At 72.9% G+C, this 19254-nt stretch carries 17 protein-coding genes and 1 pseudogene; 1 reads left to right on the plus strand and 17 read right to left on the minus strand.

The genetic code is table 11. The annotated features are described in order from the left end of the window. Positions 1 to 57 precede the first annotated feature (57 nt). The 16 genes and pseudogenes from folP to ER308_RS06865 form a co-directional block, all read right to left on the minus strand. Positions 58 to 1197, minus strand: a complete 1140-nt coding sequence (gene folP / locus ER308_RS06790) for a dihydropteroate synthase (protein WP_240732000.1) — start codon at positions 1195 to 1197, stop codon at positions 58 to 60. A 44-nt stretch (positions 1198 to 1241) separates the two neighbouring features. After that, positions 1242 to 1937 (minus strand): GTP cyclohydrolase I FolE, encoded by a 696-nt coding sequence (folE, locus tag ER308_RS06795; RefSeq protein WP_131154274.1) that lies wholly within the window; start codon positions 1935 to 1937, stop codon positions 1242 to 1244. 130 nt (positions 1938 to 2067) lie between these two features. Continuing rightward, positions 2068 to 4068 carry an ATP-dependent zinc metalloprotease FtsH gene (ftsH, locus tag ER308_RS06800; protein WP_131154275.1) on the minus strand — a complete coding sequence of 667 codons (2001 nt, stop codon included), beginning with the start codon at positions 4066 to 4068 and terminating at the stop codon, positions 2068 to 2070. Between the two features lie 239 nt (positions 4069 to 4307). Beyond that, positions 4308 to 5474: an iron ABC transporter substrate-binding protein gene (locus ER308_RS06805; RefSeq protein WP_131154276.1), complete on the minus strand. Its 1167-nt coding sequence runs from the start codon at positions 5472 to 5474 to the stop codon at positions 4308 to 4310. Positions 5475 to 5678: 204 nt separating this feature from the next. After that, entirely contained in the window at positions 5679 to 6731 is a 1053-nt protein-coding gene (locus ER308_RS06810) for an ABC transporter ATP-binding protein (protein ID WP_131154277.1), read from the minus strand. Further along, positions 6728 to 8383, minus strand: a complete 1656-nt coding sequence (locus tag ER308_RS06815; RefSeq protein WP_131154278.1) for an ABC transporter permease — start codon at positions 8381 to 8383, stop codon at positions 6728 to 6730. Before ER308_RS06815 ends, ER308_RS06810 begins: the two co-directional genes overlap by 4 nt. Positions 8384 to 8639: 256 nt before the next feature. Beyond that, a complete protein-coding gene (hpt, locus tag ER308_RS06820; RefSeq protein ID WP_131156938.1) occupies positions 8640 to 9194 on the minus strand; it encodes a hypoxanthine phosphoribosyltransferase in 555 nt (184 codons plus the stop codon). Positions 9195 to 9295: 101 nt separating this feature from the next. Next, a complete protein-coding gene (gene tilS / locus ER308_RS06825) occupies positions 9296 to 10903 on the minus strand; it encodes a tRNA lysidine(34) synthetase TilS (protein WP_131154279.1) in 1608 nt (535 codons plus the stop codon). Then, a complete protein-coding gene (locus ER308_RS06830; RefSeq protein ID WP_131154280.1) occupies positions 10900 to 11994 on the minus strand; it encodes a zinc-dependent metalloprotease in 1095 nt (364 codons plus the stop codon). Before ER308_RS06830 ends, tilS begins: the two co-directional genes overlap by 4 nt. A gap of 123 nt (positions 11995 to 12117) precedes the next feature. Next, complete coding sequence (locus ER308_RS06835; protein WP_131154281.1) at positions 12118 to 12483, minus strand: hypothetical protein; 366 nt, start codon at positions 12481 to 12483, stop codon at positions 12118 to 12120. A gap of 202 nt (positions 12484 to 12685) precedes the next feature. After that, positions 12686 to 13324 (minus strand): TlpA family protein disulfide reductase, encoded by a 639-nt coding sequence (locus tag ER308_RS06840; protein WP_131154282.1) that lies wholly within the window; start codon positions 13322 to 13324, stop codon positions 12686 to 12688. A gap of 163 nt (positions 13325 to 13487) precedes the next feature. Next, positions 13488 to 14069: a disulfide bond formation protein B gene (locus ER308_RS06845; protein WP_131154283.1), complete on the minus strand. Its 582-nt coding sequence runs from the start codon at positions 14067 to 14069 to the stop codon at positions 13488 to 13490. 52 nt (positions 14070 to 14121) lie between these two features. Beyond that, entirely contained in the window at positions 14122 to 14793 is a 672-nt protein-coding gene (locus tag ER308_RS06850) for an alpha/beta hydrolase (RefSeq protein WP_131154284.1), read from the minus strand. Next, positions 14790 to 15815 carry a ring-cleaving dioxygenase gene (locus ER308_RS06855; RefSeq protein WP_131154285.1) on the minus strand — a complete coding sequence of 342 codons (1026 nt, stop codon included), beginning with the start codon at positions 15813 to 15815 and terminating at the stop codon, positions 14790 to 14792. The genes ER308_RS06850 and ER308_RS06855 overlap by 4 nt, the downstream gene beginning before the upstream one ends. 222 nt (positions 15816 to 16037) lie before the next feature. Beyond that, positions 16038 to 16322 (minus strand): annotated as a pseudogene (locus ER308_RS23140) (transglycosylase family protein); the annotation flags it as partial. A 608-nt stretch (positions 16323 to 16930) separates the two neighbouring features. After that, positions 16931 to 17701 carry a cell wall-binding repeat-containing protein gene (locus tag ER308_RS06865; RefSeq protein WP_131154286.1) on the minus strand — a complete coding sequence of 257 codons (771 nt, stop codon included), beginning with the start codon at positions 17699 to 17701 and terminating at the stop codon, positions 16931 to 16933. A 329-nt stretch (positions 17702 to 18030) separates the two neighbouring features. Between ER308_RS06865 and ER308_RS06870 the strand changes: the two genes are divergently transcribed. Then, entirely contained in the window at positions 18031 to 18555 is a 525-nt protein-coding gene (locus tag ER308_RS06870) for a DUF421 domain-containing protein (protein ID WP_131154287.1), read from the plus strand. On the opposite strand, the gene ER308_RS06875 is transcribed toward ER308_RS06870, so the two are convergent. Then, positions 18542 to 19174 (minus strand): DUF4126 domain-containing protein, encoded by a 633-nt coding sequence (locus ER308_RS06875; RefSeq protein WP_131154288.1) that lies wholly within the window; start codon positions 19172 to 19174, stop codon positions 18542 to 18544. The two genes, ER308_RS06870 and ER308_RS06875, sit on opposite strands and share 14 nt — an antisense overlap. Positions 19175 to 19254 lie beyond the last annotated feature (80 nt).

The following is a 19254-nucleotide window of genomic DNA, read 5'->3' on the forward strand; positions in this document are numbered from 1 at the left end:
GTCACGTGCGGCCGCCGGCGCGGGGGCCACCGACCGCAGCGGGGCTAGCCTACCGGCTCACGCCCGCACCACCGCGTCATCCGCGGCAGCGATCGCGCGGGCGACCCGCACCGCCCGGGCGGTTTCGGCGACGTCGTGCACGCGCAGTACGCCGGCACGGTCGGCGGTCGCGAGGGCGGCGCAGGCGAGGCTGCCCTCGAGGCGATCGGCGGTCGACTCGCCGTCGAGCAGCTTGCCGAGGAAGCTCTTACGGCTCGCGCCGACCACCACCGGTCGCCCGAGACTGCGCAGCTCCGGGACGGCGCGGAGCAACGCGCAATTCTGCGCGACGGTCTTGGCGAACCCGATGCCGGGGTCGACCGCGATGCGCGACTCGGGGATCCCGGCCGCGACGCATCGGCGGAGCCCGTCGGTGAGCGCGTCGAACACGTCCCCGACCACGTCGCCGTAGTCGACGTGCTGCTGCATGTCCTTGGGGGTGCCCCTGCGGTGCATGAACACGTAACCGACGCCGGTGCGCGCGACGACCTCCAGCAGTTCCGGGGGGCCACCGCTCACGTCGTTGACCAACTGCGCGCCCGCGGCCACGGCTTGACGGGCGACCTCGGGCTTCATCGTGTCGATGCTCACGACGGGCTTCGGCTCGGGCGCGTTGGCAGCGGCCAGCGCCTCGATCACGGGCACCACTCGCGCGAGCTCCTCCGCCTCGTCGACGGGATCCGCCCCGGGCCGTGTCGACTCGCCCCCGACGTCGATGATGGCGGCCCCCTCGGCCGCCAGCCGGCGGGCGAGCCGCACCGCCGCATCGGGGTGATTCCCCGGGTAGACGACGCCACCGTCGAAGAACGAGTCGGGCGTGACGTTCACGATGCCCATGAGGGCGGGGCCCCCGGCGAGCTCGAGGGCGCCCTGCGGCAGTTCGAGGGTGGGGGTCGGGTCCGCCCACGCCGCGATCGCATCGCGCGCGGCCCGTTCGAGTGACCGAGCCTCGTCGTCGCGCAAGCATCGGCCCGCCGCCCGGACGAGGGCCTCCACCGTCGAGGTCCCGACCAGCCGGTTGCCCTCCCGGCGCACCCGGGCACCCGATGCGGCCCACGCGGCGCGCAACTCCTCGAGGGAACGGACGCCCGACACGACGAACGGTCGCGGGGCCTCCGGCAGCCCCGCGCCGGCGACACGAACGATCGGCCCCACCATTGCCCTTTCGCGTGACCGCCCGCCCCTGTCCGGGAGACGCGTCGCTAGTGCATGCTCCGGTTGTTCGACCCCAGCGCGAGCGACATCGCCTCCGCCCTGGTGGCGGCGTCCTCCCGGATGATGCCTCGTACGGCACTCGTCACGGTCATCGCGCCGGGCTTGCGGATGCCCCGCATCGACATGCACAGGTGCTCGGCCTCGACGATGACGAGCACGCCGCGGGGCTCGAGCACTCGATCCAGCGTGTCCGCGACCGTGGTGGTGATGCGCTCCTGCAGGCTCGGTCGTTTGGCGACGAGATCGACGAGGCGCCCGAGCTTCGACAAGCCGGTGACCTGACCCCGTTCGTTCGGGATGTAGCCGACGTGGGCACGACCCACGAACGGCACCAGGTGGTGCTCGCAAGTGCTCGCGAACGGGATGTCCTTGATGAGCACCAGCTCGTCGTGCCCCTCCTCGAACACGACGTCGAGCACCTCCGCCGGCTCGACGAGCAGGCCGGCGAAGATCTCGTCGTACATCCGGGCGACCCGCTCGGGTGTCTCGGCGAGGCGGGGATCGTCGTCGTCGAGCCCGAGGCCCGCGAAGATCTCGCGCACGCCACGGGCGATGCGCTCGTGGTCGAACGGCCTGCCCGGCGGCACGCCCGTGAGGGTGCGGACCGGCTCGTGGCTCGAGCCGGGGCCGTCCGCGCCCGCCCCGTTGCCCTCAGGGGCGCCGCCGGTGGTGACGTCGCTCATCGTCGCTTCCTCTCCGACACGCCGAACCGACCGTCACCGGTCGGCTCCGCTCGCCTCGCGCCGTCGAGTCCGTACCCACCGGCGGAGGCTGCCTCCAGACTCTCACGGCGGGTCCCGGGATGCCGTGGCCTCAGGCGCCCGGTCCCTCGCCTCGGCCTCGAGGGGACCCCTGGTCGCTGGTGCGATTCACGGAGTCGGTGAGGCCGGGATCGAGTCGGCGCAGATGGCTCACGGGCACCCCGTTCCCGGAGCCCGCGCCGTCCCCGTGGCCCATGGCGGGCAGCTTGCGGGAGGGCCTGGGTTGGACCCGGCCGAGGATCGCCGCGAGCTCCTCGCCCTCGACGGTCTCGTGGTCCATCAGGGCTCCGGCGAGCTCCTCCAACACGGCGCGGTTGGCGGCGAGGATCTCCAGGGCCTCGTCGTGTGCCTGGTCGACGAGCACGCGGATCTCACGGTCGATCTCGGCGGCGACCTCGGGCGAGTAGTCGCGCTCGTGGCCGTAGTCGCGACCCAGGAACGGCTGGCCGTCACCGCCGCCGAGCTTGAGCGGGCCGAGTTGCTCGCTCATTCCGTACTGGGTGACCATGTCCCGCGCCGTGGCCGTCGCCTTGGCGATGTCGTTCGACGCACCCGTCGTGTAGTCGCCGATCGTGAGCTCCTCGGCGACGCGGCCTCCCAGCATCATCGCGAGACGGTCGATCAGCTCCCCGCGGCTGACCAGGTACCGGTCCTCGGTCGGCAGCGACAGCGTCCAACCCAGCGCCTGGCCGCGCGGGATGATCGAGACCTTGTGGACGGGGTCGGCGTGGGGCAGGGCATGGCCGACGATGGTGTGCCCGCCTTCGTGGTAGGCGATCGTGCGACGCTCGGTGTCGCTCATCACCCGTGCGCGCTCGGGTCCTCCGATGACGCGGTCGATCGAGGCCTCCAGCGTGTGCATCGAGATCTCGACCTCGCCACGGCGGGCCGAGAGCAGCGCCGCCTCGTTCACGAGGTTGGCGAGGTCCGCGCCGGTGAAGCCCGGGGTCCGGCGGGCGATCACGGCCAGATCGGCGTCGTCGGCCAGCGGCTTGCCCCGCGCGTGCACCTCGAGGATGCGCTGGCGCCCCTCGAGGTCGGGATGGTCGACCGTGACCTGTCGGTCGAAACGCCCCGGTCGCAGCAGGGCCGGGTCGAGGATGTCGGGCCGGTTCGTCGCGGCGATGAGGATGACCCCCGTGGTCGCGTCGAAGCCGTCCATCTCGACGAGCAGCTGGTTCAACGTCTGTTCGCGCTCGTCGTGTCCACCGCCCATGCCCGCGCCGCGATGCCGACCGACCGCGTCGATCTCGTCCATGAACACGATGGCTGGCGCGGCCTCCTTGGCCTGCTCGAACAGGTCGCGCACCCGGCTCGCGCCGACACCGACATACATCTCGACGAAGTCGGAACCGGAGATCGAGAAGAACGGCACGCCCGCCTCGCCAGCGACCGCGCGCGCGAGGAGCGTCTTTCCGGTGCCGGGCGGGCCCACGAGGAGCACGCCCCGGGGGATCTCGGCACCGATCGCCTGGAACCGCGCGGGGTCGGAGAGGAAGTCGCGGATCTCCTTCAGGTCCTCGACGGCCTCGGCCGCACCCGCGACGTCGCCGAACGTGACCGTCGGGGTGTCCTTGGTGACGGTCTTGGCCTTCGCCTTGCCGAAGCCCATCATCCGCCCGCCGCCGCCCTGCATCTGGGTGACGAGGAAGAAGAACAGCCCGAAGATCAGCAGCAGCGGCAGGAACTGCGCGAGCGTCTGCCAGAGCGCCGCGCTCGCCTGTGTGTCGACCTCGGCGCGCTCGACCCGCCCGTCCTGACGGGCTTCGACGAGGGCTTGCGACAGCTCCTCGCCGTTCAGCTCGGGGTTGTAGTGGGTGACGTACGTGTCCGCCTCGTCGGCGTCGCCGTCGAGCTCGCCTTCGAGGCGCTCATCGGCGCTGAAGTCCTCGTAAGTGCGGATCTCCCCGCCCTCGAGGCGGGTGAGGAACTCGTCGTAGGACAGCTCCTCGGGATCCTCACCGAGGGTCAGGATCGCGGCGATGCCGAGCCCGACGAGCACGAGCACCGACACCCAGAGGAACGGGCTCCGAAGGAGCCGCTTCACGCTCATTGCCGTCCTCGTCTCGGCCGCGGGACGCGAACTCTGCCGGCGGGCGTGCCAAAGTCCGCCACAAGCGGCGCGATCGTCGACCGTGGGCGGGGCCCGCGCCTCGACATCGTAGCATCGGCGAGGCGGGACCCCGGCGCGCGTGGGCCCGTGTGTCGTCGGCGTGCGCGACGACCGCGCCGCCGCCGGACGCTGGGGCGCGCGCCCCGGCGCACGTGCCCCTTGCGCGCGCCCGCGGTGCGTCAGAGCACGCCGGCCTCCTGCAGCAAGTCGATCGTGCCCTCGAGATCCTCGAGGTCGGAGAGATCGATGTCCGGGCTCTCGATCTCCTCGACCTCGGGCAAGCGTTCATCCACCTCGACACCGGGAACGAGCGGGAACTCGAACACCTCCTCGGCGAAGTACTGCTGCGATTCGTCGGTGAGGAACTCCTCGGTGATCGCCATCGCCGCGTCCTGGTGGTCGCTCTCCGCGATGACCCCGACGCCGGCGATGTTGATGAGGTTGCCGACGTCGCCGGCCTCGAGGAAGGCGTTCTCGACCGGAAAGTCCGGGTCCTCCTCGAGGAACCGGTAGAGGTAGTAGTGGTTGGTCAGGCCGACGTCGACCTCGCCGCGCCCGAGCGCCTCGACGATGGCCGTGTTGTTCTCGTATTCGGTGCCGACCTCGTCGATCCCCTCGAGCCATGCGAGCGTCTCGTCGTCACCGAGCTCGGTGCGCAGCGCCGTGACGTGCGCCTGGAACGACCCGTTGGGCGGCGACCAGCCGAGGCGTCCGTCCCACCGCTCGTCGGTGAAGTCGAGGAGGCTGTCGGGCAGGTCCGCCTCGTCCACCGCCTCGGTGTTGTAGGCGATGACACGGGCGCGCCCGGACGTCCCGACCCACGCGCCCTCCGGGTCGGCGAAGCGCTCGTCCACGCGGGTGAGCACGTCCTCGGGCAGCTCCGACAGGCGGTCCTCGACCTTCAGGGCGCCGAGGGCGCCGGCGTCCTGCCCGAAGAACAGGTCGGCCGGCGTGTTCTCGCCCTCCTCGAGGATCTGTGCGGCCAGCTCGGCGGTGTCGCCGTAGCGCACCTCGATGTCGATCCCGGCGCGGTCCTCGAGGTCGCCGATCAGGGGGCCCACGAGCTCCTCACTGCGCCCGGAGTAGATGGTGAGCGGCTCGCCGGTGTCCGTCTCGGCCGGCTCGGCGTCGTCCTCGGGGTCGGCGTCGTCCTCGGGGTCGCCGTCGTCCTCGGGGTCGCCGTCGTCCTCGGGGTCGCCATCGTCCTCGGAGTCGGCGTCGTCCTCAGTTGCCGCGTCATCGCCCTCCTGCGGAGCGTCGTCGTCCCCCTCGGCACAAGCCGACAGGAGCACGGCCAGCGCGGCTCCCAGGGCGAGCGCGAGCAGGACGGTTCGGGCAAGGGGCATTCGTTCCTCCAGTCGTGTTCGCGGGCGAACGTGGCACGAACTGGGCTGTCTCGCAGCGCCAGCCGACCAACTCAGTTAGGTAAGGTTACCCTAACTCAGTGTTCGGCCCGCCGCAAAGCGGCCTCCACCCTGGACCGGCTCCGTCCGGGCGGGATCGTGTGCACTATCGAGCACCACCCCGCCCGGGCGGGGTGGTGCAGGGAGCTACTGGGCCTCGCGCGGCGGGAAGGCCTGCACGGCGCGATCCATCGTCACCCGACAACGGTCGCCGACGGCCAGGTGGGCGACGGAGCCCAGGCGAGCACGCACGTGGCGTCCGCTCGCGAGGCGCACGAACAGCACCTGATCGTGACCGTAGAACTCGCGGTCGACCACGAGGGCGTCGCCCTCGGGGTCCGCTTCGAGGCGCAGGTCCTCGGGGCGCACCAGCACCTCCACCGGGCGCCCGTCGGCGGGCAGCGGCGTCACGAGCGGCAGCTCGCCGAGATCGGTACTCACACGCGTCCCGACGTGCAGGCCGGGCACGAAGTCCGCGTCACCCACGAACTCGGCGACCGTCCGGTCGACCGGGTAGCGGTAGAGGCCCTCGGGGCTGTCGAGCTGGTGGACCCGCCCGGCGTGCATGACCGCGACCTCGTCGGAGAGCGAGAGCGCCTCCTCCTGATCGTGGGTCACGAAGAGCGCGGTCGTCCCGGCGTCCTTCAGGATCCGACGCACCTCCCCGCGCACCTCGGCGCGCAACGCGGCGTCGAGGTTGCTGAACGGCTCGTCGAGGAGCACGACCGTGGGCTCCGGCGCCAGCGCACGGGCCAGGGCGACGCGCTGCTGCTCGCCACCGGAGAGCTCGTGTGGGAATCGGGCGCTCTTGCCTTCGAGGCCGACGAGGCCGAGGACCTCCCGCACACGCCGGCCGCGCTTGCGGGCCCGACGCGGCAAGCCGAAGGCGACGTTGCCCGCGACGTCGAGATGGGGGAACAGCGCGTAGTCCTGGAAGACGACGCCGATGTGTCGCCGCTCGGGCGGCACCCAGGTGCGTTCGTCGGCGACCACACGACCGGCGATCTCGACCAGCCCGTCATCGGGCTCCTCGAACCCGGCGACGAGCCGCAGGAACGTCGTCTTCCCGCAGCCGGAAGGGCCGAGCAGGCCGAGGATCGTGCCCTCGCGGACGGCCAGATCCACCCCGTCCACCGCGCGCACGCCCTGCGGCCCGCCGAAATGCCGGGTCAGGCCCTTCGCGCTGATGATCGCGTTCATGCGAACCCACCCAAGCCGTGCCGGCGGTGCAGCAGCAACGCCATCGGCACCCCGGCGATGAGCACGAGCAGCAGCGCGGGAGCCGCGGCCCGTGCGAAGAACGCTTCGTTCGTCGCGTTCCAGACGTCGGTGGCCAGCGTACGCCCCCCGGTGGGGCCGAGCAGGAGGGTTGCCGGCAGCTCCTTCATCGCGGTCAGGAACACGAGCGCGCCCCCGGCGATGACGCCGGGCCGGAGCAACGGGATGGTCACCCGCCACAGGACCTTCCAGGCGGGCTCACCGAGGCCGCGAGCGGCGTCCTCCAGGGAGGGGGGCAGCTGCAGCGCCGTCGCGCGCGTGGCACCCACCGCCTGCGGCAGGAAGAGGACGACGTAGGCGAACACCAGCATCGCGAGGCTCTGGTAGAGCGGGCCTCCCCAACGCGCCCCGAAGAACACGAGCGCCAGTGCGATCACGACGCCCGGCAGCGCGTACCCGAGGTAGGTCGCGCGTTCCAGCAGGATCGTGCTGCCGCGGCGGTACCGCACCGACAGCACCGCGACCGGGATCGCGAGAGCGGCCGCCGCGACCGCCGCGAGGCCCGCGGCTCGCACCGAGCCCCAGGCCGCGACCCAGCTCTGGCCGGCGAGCCGCAGGGGCTCCCCCTCGGCGACCCCCCGCGCCAACCAGTACCCCAGCACGCCCAGCGGCACCACCAGCGCCAGCCCGACGACGCTCGCGACGAAGGCCACGGCGGGCCACTTCCAACGGCCGAGCCGCACCGGGTGGGCGGTGCGCGTCGCACCGGAGCCAGCGCGGTGCTGGCGCGCACGCCCGCGGAACCGCGCCTCGATGAGGAGCAGCGCAGCGGTGAGCGCGACGAGGACGAGGGCCAGGACCACCGCCCCGGTCCGGTCGAAGCCCGCCCGGTAACTGTTGTAGATGGCCCGCGTGAACGAGTCGAACCGCAGCAGGCTCACGGCTCCGAAGTCACTCAGCGCGTACAGGGCGACCAGGAGCCCGCCCGCCCCGATCGCGGGACGGAGCAGCGGCAGCGTGACCCGCCGGAACGTCGCCGCGCGCGACACGCCGAGACTGCGGCTCGCGTCCTCGAGCGACGGGTCGGCCCCGAGCAACGCCCCGCGGACCGTGAGCAGGACGTACGGGTAGCTCACGAGCACGAGCACGAGCACGGCCCCCGGCAACCCGTAGATGCTCGGCGGGACGACCGGCGTCAGCTCGGCGAGCACACCCCCGGGACCGAACGCCGCGATGAACGCGTAGCTCGCCACGTAGCTCGGGATCACCAGCGGCAGGGCCGCGAGGACGGTCCACGTGCGACGCGCCGGGAGGTCCGTCCGGGTGACGAGCCACGCGAGCGGCACACCGATCGCGATACAGCCGATCGTCACGAGGCCGGTGAGCAGCAGGGTGTTCGCCAGCACGTCGACGGTCTGGGCGGACCGGAGGCGGTCGACCGCCTGACCCCCGTCGTCGAGGGCGCGCAACACGAGGTACGAGAGGGGCAGCAGCGCGGCGAGGGCGGCGAGGACCGCCGGGACCACCAACGCGACCGGCGGGCGCCCACGACGTGACGACTCGCGCGAGTCCCGTGGCGCCGACGCGGTGCCAGGTGGCGGCGCGTTCGGCGCCGGCGCGCTGGCGGTGGCCATACGGGCGCATGTCCTCCGGTTGGCGCTCGAGTCCGCCGCGCGGCCGAGCGGCGTGCTGGGGTGCAGCCGCGACGGTCCCTGGCCGGGCGTCGCGGACGAACTAAGGCTCACCTAACGAACGCCCACTCTGCCGTGACACCGCCGGCTGCGCAAGGTTTCGAGCCCTCGGGGGCGGTAGACACGTTGCGGGTGAGCCCTCGGGGCGGGGCATGACCCCTCGGGGGGCGGGGCAGCAGACCGCGGTGCCCCGCAGCGACTAGCCGGAGGCTCCGTAGACCTCGGGGCGCAGAACACCCACGTAGGGCAGGTTGCGGTAGCGCTCGGCGTAGTCGAGCCCGTAGCCGACCACGAAGACGTTCGGGATCGCGAAGCCCTCGTAGGTCACCGGCACGTCGGGTCGGCTCGGATCCGGCTTGGTCAGCAGGGTCAGGACCCCGAGGCTCGCGGGATGTCGCGCGTTCAGGCTGCGGACGAGGTAGCGCAGGGTGAGGCCGGAATCGAGGATGTCCTCGACCAGCAGCACGTGCCGCCCGGCGATGTCGGTGTCCAGGTCCTTGAGGATCCGGACGACCCCAGAGCTCTGCGTCGACGAGCCGTAGCTCGACACGGCCATGAAGTCGCACTGGACCGGCACGGTGACGTGCCGCGCGAGGTCGCTCATCAGCACGAAGGCGCCCTTCAGCACCCCCACCAGCAGCACGTCGCCGCCCGCGTAGTCCCGGTCGATCCTCGCGGCGAGCTCGGCGAGCCGCTGATCGATGCGCCCGGTGTCGATCAGGACGCTCTCGATGTCGGGGTGTTGATCCGACAGGACCTGCGGCTCGTCGGCGCGTGGGGTGTCGGGCAGCGGACTCGGCGCGAACGCGCTCTCGCCGAGGGCTTCGGCGGGCGGCTCCTCGGGCTGTGGCTCGGTCACGTCGACCTCCCGGTGGTCTCGAGGCTGGCGGCGACCAGCATGCCCGGTTCCCCCGCCGGCGTTGCCGCGGTGACCCACAGCCGCGCGCCGGCGGAGGCGTCGGGTTCGACCCGACGCGCCGCGACGCCGGGGACCCACACGGGCTGGTCGTCCTCGTCGACCACGACCGGAACGAGCTCGCGCGCGACGCGCGGCACCCCGACGTCGACGAGCACGTCCTGCAGCTTGCGCGTCCCGCGGCGCATGGGTAGCCGGTCGCCGGGCCGCCGACTGCGGACCGCGAGCCCGACCTCGAGTCCCGACGGCAACACGGTCCACCAACTGCCCCCGCGACGCGCGCGGGGTGGCAGCGGCCCCGGCGCATCCGGGGGCGGCTCGGTCGCGTCCACGACACGGGGAGCCGCCAAGCCACCGAGATCGAGTGTGGCCTGGCCCCGATGGTCCGCGGCGCCCTCCCCCCACGGCAGGTCGGCCCGCAACTCGAGGCCGAGCGGTTCGAGGGGCGTGACACCGGGCACGGCGACCGGGGTGCGCTCCAGCGGCGCGAGCCCCGCGGGCGCCGCGGCGAGCCATCCCCCACCCGCGGTCACGACGCACCCGCCGGCGATGTCGAGCGCCTGGCCCGACTGCAGGGACAGCGCCGCGGAGATCGCGTCGGCGGAGAGGCCGGACGCCCCGCCGCGCACGCTCGCGAGCACGAGCCGCAGCACACGACTGCCGAGGGCGCGGGGCAAGGCGGCGAGCTCCTCGGTGGGCAGCGCCCGCACGGGCCCCCAACGCGCGACGAGCTGACGCGCATGCGCCGCGGCCAACTCGTCCAGCGCGTCCGCGTCGTCGGCGGCCAGGTCCGCGAGGCGGGTGAGCACCGCGACGGGATCCCCGCTGCCGCCCGACAGGCGCGCGAGGGCCGGCAGCACCTCATGGCGGGCCCGCCAGCGCCGCTGATCCGGATCGTGGTTGGTCGGATCTCTGACCGCGTCGAGGCCCTCCCCCTGGACGAACCCCCGGACGTCGTCCCGCCGCAACCGCAGCAGTGGCCGAACGATGCGAACGTCGTCGTCGGCCCGCACCGCCTGCATCCCGCCGAGACCGCGGATGCCGGTACCGCGCGCGAGGTTGAGCGCCACGGTCTCCGCCCGGTCGTCGGCGGTGTGCCCGACGAGGACGTACCGGGCGCCCTCGGCGCGCGCCAGACGCGCGAGCGCCGTGTAGCGGGCAGCCCGCGCAGCGGCCTCGGGCCCCTCCCCCGTCGATGGCACGTGCACCTCGCGGACGTGGCAGCGCAACCCGAGCGCGGCGGCGTGGGCCGCGGCAACCCGAGCATCGGGGCCGTCGGGTCGCAGCTGGTGGCGGACGTGCGCCACGGCCGCGGCCAGGTCGGGACGCGCCTCCACCACCAGATGGGCCAGCGCGGTCGAGTCCGGGCCGCCGGAGCATGCGATCAGCACCCCCACGCCGTGGGGCACGACGCGCAGCGCCGCGGATACCTCCGCCACCAGGCCCTCCCGTGTCTGGCCCGCGGGGGCGGCGCCGGGGGAGGGCGCGCCGGCGGCGGACGCCGCGGCCGGCGGGACGCGCGCAGCGCCCTCGTCGAGTCCGTTCACGCCGGACCCCCTGTCCGGGCCACCCACGCGTCGGGATCCGCCAGCTCGTCCCGAGTCGGCAGCAGCTCGGGGCCCCCCCAGACGCGGTCGAGGGTGGGTCGGCCGTAGCGGGCTCCGACATCGAGCCAGAACCGCTCGCCCACGCGGTACTGCTCCGCCTTCATCCCGAGGCCGAGCGCCTGCCGGATCGCGCGGTCGCCGCCACGGGCACGACGCCGGTTCAGGAGCCGCCGCACCCCGCCCGCGTCCAGGGGCTGGTCACCCTCGGCCAGGACCTCGGCCCCCCAATCCATCACGACGTTGCCGTGTCCCTCGAGCAGCGTCATGAGCGCCTGCGCCCGATCGAGGATCTCGCGCTGATGCTCGGTGAGGACGAGGCCGAGCAGTTCCTGCGGCTCGCGGACGCGCTCGGGGCGGCGGGCCAGCTCGGAGGCGCGGTGGGCGAACTCGCGCAAGCGCTCCGGATCCAACCGGGCTTCGGCGAGGTACTCGTCGACGAGGCCGCGCAGGTGGGGCCGCAGCCACGGCACCGCCTCGAACTGCAGGAAGTGCGCCACCTCGTGCAGGCAGATGCCGAGACGCAGCTCGCCGGCCGCGACCCCGCTGCCCGGCAGCAGCTCCCGCTCGACCTGCAGCAGGTTCGGACCCACGAGGGTGAGGCGGCCCTGCGCCACGCCCTCGGGCAGGAAGACCTCGTACTGGCCGAGCACGCGCCGCGCCAGGTACCCGAAGACGGTGCCGAGCTGGGCCGCGAGCGCGCGGCGGGCGACCGCGCGAGGCAGGCCGCTCGTACGGAGCAGCCGGTCGGCCGCGGGATCGAGGAGCACCGCGAGACTGGAGACGTTGCCGCGGATCCACGCCCGGCGACCGACCACCCGACCGGTCGCGGGAGCGAGCCCGTCGCCGAGACCGGTGACCCGCCGCGCGGCCTCGTCCGCGATCGCCAGCCGCGCGTCGATGTCGCCCCGCAGGTCCGCGACCTCGGCGGCACCGACGGCGGGCTGGCCGGTTCCGCCGAGGGTCCACGCGACCCGCTCGGCGAGGGACCAGTCGGCCAACGCCGCGCCGGCCTCCGGGTCATGACTGCTCATGCCGCCCTCCTGCGTCGGCCCTGCCCCGGTCGGCGTGCGTGCCGGGGCGAGCGGTGCCAGCGGCGGACGACGACGCCGCCCGTCGCGCCGGCTCACGTGGCGAGGTGGCCGAGCAGCATGGCGTCAGCGTGACGCGCCCTCCTCCTCGTCCTCGCGAGCGAAGCGCGGCTGGTAGACGAGGTACGCGGTCGCGAGCACCGTGACGAGGATGAAGCCGATGATCAGCAGCGGGCGGGTGAGCCAGCGGAACCAGCTCGGCTCCTCGTAGGTCTCCGGGCAGTAGTCGGCCCCGGGCTGGTCCTCGGCGCAGACCTCCTCGAAGTCGGGGGGCTCGACCTCCTCCTCCTCGAACTCCTCGAGTTCCTCGTCGTCGACCTCTGCGGTCGCGGCCGGGGCGACGAGCACCGCCAACAGTGAGAGCACGAGCGCCAGCACGCCGAGCACGGCGAGCAGGTCGGAGAACCGGACGCCGAGTCGGCGCGCGGGCATGGCCACCTCCGGGTCGGGTCCTTGTGTCCAGCGCCGATCGCCCACCATGCCGCGGACGGGTTCGCCCCGGCCGACGAGACGGGCTGCGGCAAGCCGCGAGTCTACTGGCTGCTCGCCCCGACGCGAGCCGGCCGCGAGAGGGCGGGTGCGCCTCGGCGGTCGCCCACTCGGACGGTGGGCTACCGAAGGCTCGGCGTCGGCCTCAGCGGGAGGCCTGCTCCTGGCCGGAGAGTTCCGCGAAGAGGTCGGCCATCTGCGATCCGTCGAGCATGGCGTGGCGCGACTGGACGACGCCGTCGCTGTCCACCGCCACCCAGTACGGGTAGACGGTGAGGCCGAACGTCTCGGCGAGGCTGTCGCTGCCGTCGTCGACGACGACGTCGGGCGCCCATCCGAGGGAATCGAGCCACTCGTCGGGCGGATAGTTGTCGCGGTTGCGGTCGATGGCCGTGGCGACGCTCACCACGTTGACGTCGTCGGGGACGTCGCCCGCATCGATCAGCTCCTGGAGCTCGGGGGCCTCCTGCTGGCAGGCGGGACACCAATGGGCCAGGAACAAGTAGGCGGTCGCCTCGTCGCCCGAGTAGTCGACGGTCACCGGGTCACCGTCGAAGTCCTCCCCCTCCACGGTCGGTGCCTGCTCACCGACGGCGGCGTCCTCGCCCGTCTCCTGCTCGTAGGCCGGCAGGTCCTCGCCCTCGATGCTGACCGCGCCCGTGTCGCCGCCTCCGCTGGTGAGCAGCACGGCGAACAAGCCGATCCCCGCCACCACGGCGACGCCGACGGGCACGATCGGGGGGATCCCGCCCTTCTTCTTGCGTCTGCGGCTCGTCGTGGACATCGCGCGTCTCCTCCACTGCTCGGTCGAGACGGTCGGGCGGATCGTCGTCCGACCGTCCGCATCCTTACTGGACTCCTACCCTGATGGTGCCCTCACCGCCTCGCGGTCGCCATCCGCGCCCTCCGGCGGACCTGATCAGGATCCGCGCCTGGTCACGGCGACCTCAGTCGGGCTGGCGCTCCGAGCGGTTGCCGACCTCCTCGCGGGCTCCCTGCCGGTCCCGGTCGACCGCGACGTACACGAGGGCGGCGACGGCAGCGAACCCGGCGAGCGCCATGAACGGCAAGGACACGAAGCCGAAGACGCGGAAGTCGGCGACGCCGCAGCCGCCGCCCGCCTCACAAACGACCGTGCCCTCGGCCGGAAGCCATTCGAGGAGGTAGTGGGCGATCGCGATCACCGCCCCGATCCCCGTGAGCGGCCAGGCGTACCAGCGCACCCCGGCATCCCGCCGCACGGCGGCGACGCCGAGGAGGATCACCAGCGGGTACATCGCGATCCGCTGGTACCAGCACAGCGGGCACGGCTGGAAGCCGACCACGTCGGAGTAGTACAGGCTGCCCGCGGTGGCCCCCGCGGCGATGACCGCTGCGACCGGCAACGCGGCGTCACCCACGGCCTCGCGCGCCGCCGGCCAGCCGCGATGGGGCGAGACCAACCGCGCACCAGCGAGCCCGAGCGCGAGGCCCGCGGCGGCGAGCGCCAGCAACGCGAAGAACGTCGACATCGTCATGACATCCGGCATCACGTGCCAGCGTAGCCCGCGCCCACCTTCGCGCCTGCGGCCGCTGCGGCGCTCAGGGCAGCGGCTTGCCGGGATCGGCGGTCGCGGCACGCAGCGTCCCGAGCCAGCCGGCCGCCGCGTCCGCCGCCTCGCGGGTCACCTCGTGCCCGCCCTCGTACCGCGCGACCGCGCAGGCCGCGCCCCGGTCGGCGAGCGTCCGGGCGACGGCCTCCACCCCCTCGGGAGTAGCGATCGGGTCGTGCCGCCCGGTGCCCAGCCACGCGCCCAGCGTTGCCAGGGACGCCTCCGGGGGTGCCGTCATGACGGGCATCGGGGCGAACGCGACGACCGCCCTGAGCAGCTCCGGCTCCAGGAGTGGCAGGACCGTGGCCATGTTCGCGCCGTTGGAGAACCCGACGGCGATCAGGGGCCGGTCGGCCAAGCCTTCCTCGGCGAGCCGCTCGCGGGCCGCCTCGGCGAGCTCGCGTCCCCGGTCGGCGATCTCGGCATCGTCGAACGTGAAGGGATACGGGCCGGGCTCGCCGGTCGGGATGCGCGTGAAGAAGCGGGGAACCCCGTCGCCCTCGGTGACCGGCCCCCGGGGGGCGAGCAGCCCCGCGTCCCCCGCCAGCGCGCGACCGAGCGGCAAGAGGCTCTGTTCGTCCCCACCGGTGCCGTGCAGCAGCAACAAGACCGGGGCGCCCTCCGAGCGCGGCGCCTCGAGAACGGCGGTGAAGCCCCTCACCGCGACTCCCCGGCGCCCGGGCCCTCCCCGTGCGCGTCATCCGCCTCGTGGCGGCGGCCCGCGAAGGGGGAGTCGCGGTCCTCCGGGAGCTTGAGCTCCGGCAGGGCGGCCTGGATCTGCTCCCGGCTCGGCTCGAGCCACGGCGGCAGCTGCAGCCGTCGGCCGAGTTCGAGCAGCGGCTCGTCCACCGTGAACCCCGGTGGGTCGGTGGCGACCTCGAGCAGCACACCGCCGGGCTCGCGGAAGTAGATCGAGTGGAAGTACTGGCGATCGATGATCGGTGTGACCTCGACGCCCTGCCCCGCCAGGGCCTCGCGCCAGTCCCGTTGCGTCGGGTCGTCGGGCGCGCGCCACGCGACGTGGTGCACCGTGCCCGCGGCCACGAGCCCCTGTGGAGCGCTCGGCTGGGCCACCACGTCGACGCGGCGTCCCGGACCGCCATCGTCGATGTCGAAGCGGTAGCGACCGTCGACCTCGTCCACCAGCCGGAACCCGAGCTGGTCGGTGAGCATCCCCGCGGTCGGGTCCGCGCCCCGCTCGGACAGCGTGACCGAGTGGAATCCCCTGATCTGATGCTCCGCGGGGACGGGGCTCCGCTCCCACGGCGGGGACTCGCGGGTCCCCTCATGCGCGATGAGTTCGAGGACGAGGCCGTCGGGATCGCGGAACGACAGCGCGTCCTCCTCGAGCCGTGAGGTGACCTGCTCGGTCTCGATGCCCAACCGGTTCAGGTGCTCGGTCCACCAACCCAACGAGTTCTGCGGGATCGAGAAGCTCACGGTCGTGGCCTGTCCGGTGCCCCGGCGGCCCCTCGGTGCCCCGGGCCACGGGAAGAACGTGAGGACCGTGCCCGGCGTGCCCTCGTCGTCGCCGTAGTAGAGATGATAGGTGTCCGGGGCGTCGAAGTTGACCGTCTGCTTGATGAGGCGCATGCCGAGCACGCGCAGGTAGAAGTCGACGTTCTGCTGCGGGTCGCTGGCCACGGCGGTCACGTGGTGGATGCCGAGTGGTTCGACGGCCATGAGGACTCCTGAGCCCGGTCGGTCGGGTCGCGGCGAGCGGCTCGGCGCCGCCGAACGGATCGTGCCCGACGAGACGGCGCACAATCATTCGGATCCGAATGATATCCGTGAAGGTCCAGCGGCCGACGCGCGACGGCCCCGCCGACGAATCGGCGGGGCCGTGTGGTGCGGGCCCGGTCCCGGGTGCGCGTCTCGCCAACCCGGGACGGGTCGAGGGCGGATCTAGCGCAGACCCAACTGGCTCGAGCAGGCCGGCCAGGCACCCCAGCCCTGGCCCTCGAGCACGCGCTCGGCGATCGCGATCTCCTGCTCACGGGTGGCCTGGTGTGCGTTCGGGGCGAACTCGTGTCCCCCGTACGCGGCCCAGGTCTGCGGGTGGAACTGCAAGCCCCCGTAGAAACCGTTGCCGGTGTTGATCGACCAGTTGCCGTTCGACTCGCACTCGGCGAGGCGATCCCAGACGCCGGTCGAAGCGCTCGGCGCCGATGCGGAGCCCGAGTCGCCGCCCCCGGTCGACTGCTCCTGGTTGGACTCCTGCTCGGTCGACTGCTCGGTCGACTGCTCGTTGGTACCCCCACCCGAGCCGTCGGGCAGCTCGAGGGTCTCGCCGACGTGGATCAGGTTGGGGTCGTCAATCTGCGGGTTCGCCTCGTACAGCACCCGCCAGCTCGACAGGCCGTGCTCGTCAGCGACGCTGCTGAGCGTGTCGCCGGACTCGACCTCGTAGCTGGCGAAGGCGGGTCCGGCCACGAGCGCGAACGCGGCGGTCGCCGTGAGGATCGTGGCGACTCGCCGGCGTCCGGCGGCCTTTGGGGAGCTACGGAACATAGGGTCTCCTCGCGTGTGGGGTTCCGGTGGCGGCCGCAGGTCGGGACTGCGTCCGGCCGCCGCGATGACCTGCACGACGGTATGGAGGCCCTGCGCACATGCCAGGGGCTGGTGTGGGCCGATGGGGAAATGACCGGACACGTAATGGTCGAGGGGACTCGCGCGGAGCGGCCGCTGGCTCGACGCATCGTCGCTGGTCAGCGATCCACCCTCACCGGAAATGAGAAATCTGACACGGTCGTCACCGCTTGCTGGCACGATTCGGGCAGGTGGGCGCTAGACGGCGTTCACGTATCCCGGGGGTGCGGCACGGGTGCGCCGGTCAGCGGTTCAACCCCGACACCGCGCCAGCGCTCGACCTCGAACCCCCGCTCGTCGGCGAGATAGGCCTCGACGTCCTCACCGACCGCTTCGGAGCCCCCGACGATGATGACCCGCTCGATGTCCACGTCGTGGCGCGTGCCCTCCATGGCGTCGGCGGTCGCCTCCGTCACGGCGGAGCGCTGCGGGGTGGTCAGCAGCAGCGGGAGATCGGCACTCCCCGCGACCGGACCGGCGGCGAGCGCGTCGGCGAAATCCTCGCCGCTGGTCAGCAGCGCGGTGCGATCGCCGTCCAGGGTGCCGACCTCGGGGGGATCGAACCCCTCGAGCATCAGGGTGGCGGTCTCGTAGCGCGTGGCGCCATCGATGCGGAAGGCGTCGTGGTCCTGCTGCACCTCGTCCAGCACGCCGTCGGATAGCGCGGCCTCCCCACCGGCCAGGAAGACGGACTCGACTCCCAGGTCGTCCAGGGCGTCGAGGGTCACGTCGGGGACGGTGTCGTGCCGGCTGAGAAGGATCGGTGCGTCCACCCCTGCTGGGCCGTAGCTGGCGACCAGGGCATCCGGGAAGTCCTCGCCCGAAGCGAGGATCGCGGTCTGAGCATCTTCGTGGCTCGCGAGCGCGAGCTGCGCGGCCGTGGCGTAGCGGTCGGCTCCCTCCAGACGGTCGGTGGTGGGAGCATCGTCCTCATCGGTGTCCTGCGCTGCAGTCTCCGCCGCGCTCCCGGCGGTGGTCATCGCGATCAGCAGACCGCCACGAAGGCTGTCAGCACGACGGATCGCACAACCGTGCGCGGATACGTGTACGAAGGCATTGGTTGCGGCCCCCTCGATCGGGTTCGGTGTTCCGCCGGCCCGCGAGCTCTCCGGGCCGGTCGCGTGTCCGGGCCCTCCGACGCACTCGCCCCCTCGATGGGTTGAGGCGTTCGGGCGGGTTACGGCGAGTTCGTACGAGTTGTCCCGTCCGCCCCCGAGGCGCCGGGGCTTCCGGGCGCCCGCGAACGGGAATAGGGAGTGGACCGTCCGTCCCGGACCGGAACCCACCCCGCGAAGGAGCACTGCGCGCCATGGAGGATGTCGTCTTCTTCACCGACGGCTGGGGCGCGATCGCCCGCACACTCGTCGTGACCGCCGTGACCTACGTGGCCCTCGTGCTGATGGTGCGCGCGAGCGGTCAGCGAACCCTCGCCCGCATGACCCCGTTCGACTTCATCCTCGCGGTCACGCTCGGCTCGGCGTTCGGGCGTGTCGTGACCGCCACGGAGGTCGGCACGATCGACGCCGTCGTCGCGCTCGCGACCCTCATCGGGATCCAGTGGCTCGTGGTGTGGCTGCGGGCGCGTGTGCCGGCGGTGGCCCGCGCCGTGAACGCGCGCCCCTCACTGCTCTACCACGACGGCGCGCTGCAGCGGGACGCGATGCGCCGCCACCGCCTGACCGAGCAGGACGTCCTCGTCAACCTTCGCGAGAAGGGCCTCGGCTCCCTCGCGCAGGCCCACACGATCATCCTCGAGCCCGACGGGGAGTTCTCGGTGGTCACCGCCGACAAGATCGGCGACGGGGAGGCGCTTGCGCGACTCAACGAGACGTAGTTGCGTCCTCGGGGCTCGCGGCGTCCACGGCAGCTTCCGCGCCCGACCCGCGAGCGCGCCTCCGACGCAGCCGGCGGCGCACGATCCGCACCCCCCACCACAGCAGCCACACCGCGAGCGCGGAGAGGACCAGCACGACGACGAGTGCCACCACCGGGTTCGTGACCGCCAGCCACACCACCACTCCTGCCAGCCCTTGCTCGGCGGTGGACAGCAAGACGTTGCTGACCGGTTCGGGGGAACTGTTCGACGCCGCGTGCAGCGCCGCCTTTCCCCCATGGCTCACGAGGCTCAACCCGCCCGAGGACAGGGCCGCACCGAGCTGCACCCCCTGACCGAGGTCGCCGGTCAGCAGGGCGCCGATGGCGCCAGCACCGACGGGTCGCAACACGGTGTGCACCGCGTCCCAGACGCTGTCGAGGTAGGGGACCTTGTCGGCGACGAACTCGATCGCGAACAGGCCGAACGCGACCGCGAGCACCGGGGTCGAGGTGAGCGCCTCGGGCACGTCGACCATGCCGAGGCGCCCGAACACGCCGACGAGGCCCGCGACGAGGTACACGCTGATGCCCGACGCCCAGCCGACGCCGGCGATGAGCCCCACGAGCGTCACCGTCACCGCTGCCCTCGTTCTCCTGCCGGGCGCACCGTCCTGGCATCGGGCCCGTTCGCCCGCTGCGCGCCCACGATACGTGGGCG

The organism is Egibacter rhizosphaerae (assembly GCF_004322855.1).
Classification (GTDB): domain Bacteria; phylum Actinomycetota; class Nitriliruptoria; order Euzebyales; family Egibacteraceae; genus Egibacter; species Egibacter rhizosphaerae.